Genomic DNA, 3,116 nt, shown 5'->3' with positions numbered 1-3,116 from the left:
TTAGATTGGACTCTATACTCGTATCTTACTGAGGGGCTCTATTTTTTTCAAACCTGAAATTTAACGATCTACAGGAATGCTAACCTGCTTCGTTAGCACAACAAGCAAGAAAGAGACGGCCGCAGCGACCTTCATCTTTAACTATTGCACCCGTTACTTTAAGTGTAATCCTTCACAAACTTATCAAAAAACTTCGTTAATTTAATTAAAATTACCATATTGAAGCCTATAGAAATCGTTTTTTGTTCCAACATTGAATGATCTATTTATAAGAGGAACCCCACTGATTTGAAAAGTGGGGTTTCTCGACAAGCTGAAAGGATAGATGAAGATCATCTATCCTTATGCTACGTTAATATTATTATTTTCTACTGAGACAGTGATCGTAGTTACGTTTTCACTATTAATAATTAAAGAAGTGATTTTATCTTCAATTTTCTCTTGAATGACGCGTCGAAGTGGACGAGCACCAAACACATTGCTATATCCTAATTCGGCAATCTTTTCTTTTGCTTCCTTATCGATTTCAATGGAAATCCCTTGTTCCTCTAATGTTTCTTTAAGCTCCGCCATCATAATCTCGATAATTTCCACAAGGTTCTCTTTTTGTAGGTGGTTAAACTCAATAATCGAATCAATACGGTTTAAGAATTCAAGCTTAAAGTGATTTCCGATTTTATCGACAATATTTGACTCTGCTCCTTGCTGTTCATCGCTGCCAAAACCAATTGGCCCTAAAGTTTTGTTTCCAACACCTGCGTTTGAAGTCATGATGATAATCGTTTCCGTAAAGCTTACAACTCTTCCTTGGCTATCTGTTAACCTGCCATCTTCCATGATTTGAAGAAACACATTCATCACATCTGGGTGTGCTTTTTCGATTTCATCCAGCAGAATTATGGAATAAGGGTTTCGGCGAACTTGTTCCGTTAACTGACCTGCGTCTTCATGTCCGACATAGCCAGGAGGTGAACCAATGAGCTTAGAGACAGAATGTTTTTCCATATATTCACTCATATCTAGGCGAATCATCGCATCTTTACTGCCGAATAATTCGGCGGCAAGAGTTTTCGTCAATTCGGTTTTACCTGTACCTGTTGGACCTAAGAATAAAAATGAAGCGGTTGGACGTGTTTTCGGTTTTAACCCAACACTTGCCCTTAAGATTGCATTGGCTACTTTTTCAATAGCTTTATCCTGACCAATAATTTTACTTGCTAGTCGCTCTTTCAAGTCTTTCATTTTTTGTTGCTCTGCTTTTTGTAGCTTTTGTACAGGGATTCCAGTACTTTTTTCAATAATCTCTTGGACCATTTCTACGGTAATACCTTTCGTTGTATTGTCTGAGTATTCAGATAATATTTGTTTCATTTCTCTCTCTTCATCACGAAGAATCGCCGCTTTTTCATAGTGCTCTAATTTCGTTGCTTGTTGTTTTTCTTTAGTAATGTCTTTTAAGCGCTGTTTTAAATAGTTAACATCTAGCTCTCCTTGAGCAAGGTTTAGTATTGCACCGGCCTCATCCATTAAATCGATGGCCTTATCTGGTAAGAAGCGATCTTGAATATAGCGTTTTGATAGTGTCACACATGCTTTTAGGACATCATCCGAATACGTTACATCGTGATACTTTTCATATGCTGGCCGAATTCCTTTTAAAATTTCAAACGCCTCATTCACAGACGGTTCTTTCACGATCACCGATTGGAAGCGACGCTCAAGTGCAGGATCTTTTTCAATCATGCGATATTCTTTCATCGTTGTTGCGCCAACAATTTGAATATCACCGCGCGCTAACGCTGGTTTTAATATATTCCCTGCATCCATTGAACCGTCAGACGTACCTCCAGCACCAACCATCATGTGCAGTTCATCAATGAACAAAATGACGTTTTTACGTTGTTGTAATTCAGCAATAAGTTTTTTCATTTTTTCTTCAAATTGTCCTCTGTAGGATGTACCTGCTACAAGTGAACTGATGTCTAGCAAATATACTTCTTTCTTTTTTAGTTTCGCCGGTACTTTGCCTTTGACGATTTGAAGGGCAAGGCCTTCAACGATCGCTGTTTTCCCAACACCAGCCTCACCGATTAAGACCGGATTATTTTTTGTACGACGGTTTAATATTTGAAGGATACGTTCAATTTCTTGATCCCTACCGATCACGCCATCAATGCGCCCTTCTTTTGCTTCATTCGTCAAGTTCAGTCCATGTTGATCAAGAAAGCTATTTTTTTTTCGTTTCTTTGGCTTGGTTAAATGGACATTTTTGTTTTTCTCAGGCTGGCTGCCATCTGTGTCCAACAGATTGAACATTTGGTTGTCAAGTTGAATGGAGCCGTTTTCCAATTTTTGTTTTGCGATATCATAGCATTCCGCACACAAACTAATTTGGCTTTGACCGTGATTAAATGAGAAGTTTAACTGATAACTCGCTGGCGATGTTTGACAGTTTTGACAAATCATAATTCCACCCTCCTTTTGACTTTGACTATCTTTGACTATGAATATATGAAAAAGGAGCCACTTCTACCAGTAGGCCCGGTGAATTTTTTATTAAGTTTCTTCTATTATATTGTACTTCTTTTAACATTTCTACAGGTAATGGTTGGGTATATACCCAACCTAGTAAACGTTTACTCCACCATACTGTTGTAAACATAAGAATAATGTAATGTAATTGTCAGTCTATTTTGCCCAAGTCTCTCTTTTACTGAGCCTTTATTCAACAAAAAAGAGCATTTCTCCCTCTTTAAGAAACGCTCCCGTTTGCTTAACAAGAATATTATTCTTTATTTTTAGAAATAACCTCAATCATTTTAAATTTTTCTAGTAGGAATTTTACTAATATTCCTAAAAACGCATAAGATTGACAGAGTAAATATGCTTCTATTTTAACAATATATAAATCCCTAACCCTTGAAAAAAATTCCTTCTCCAACAAATGTAGAGAATAATGCAAATACTACAGTGCCTATTATGAATGTTTTCCACTAAGGAAACCACTAACGTGTTACCTTGTTCAACTCCCTCAGTTTGATACGAATATCTCTTGAATGCTCACTTATTCGCAGGATTTCATAACCCTTGTAATTGGATTTACGGGTAATTGAAAT

General features: G+C 37.0%; 1 protein-coding gene. It reads right to left on the bottom strand.

Annotation, left to right across the window (positions count from 1 at the left end):
• Window positions 1-342: 342 nt before the first annotated feature.
• Window positions 343-2,466 carry an ATP-dependent Clp protease ATP-binding subunit gene (locus ACIQAA_RS32330; RefSeq protein ID WP_402628005.1) on the bottom strand — a complete coding sequence of 708 codons (2,124 nt, stop codon included), beginning with the start codon at window positions 2,464-2,466 and terminating at the stop codon, window positions 343-345.
• Window positions 2,467-3,116 lie beyond the last annotated feature (650 nt).

It is taken from the genome of Neobacillus sp. NPDC093182 (assembly GCF_044754045.1).
This window is presented reverse-complemented; position numbering and strand designations above follow the sequence as displayed.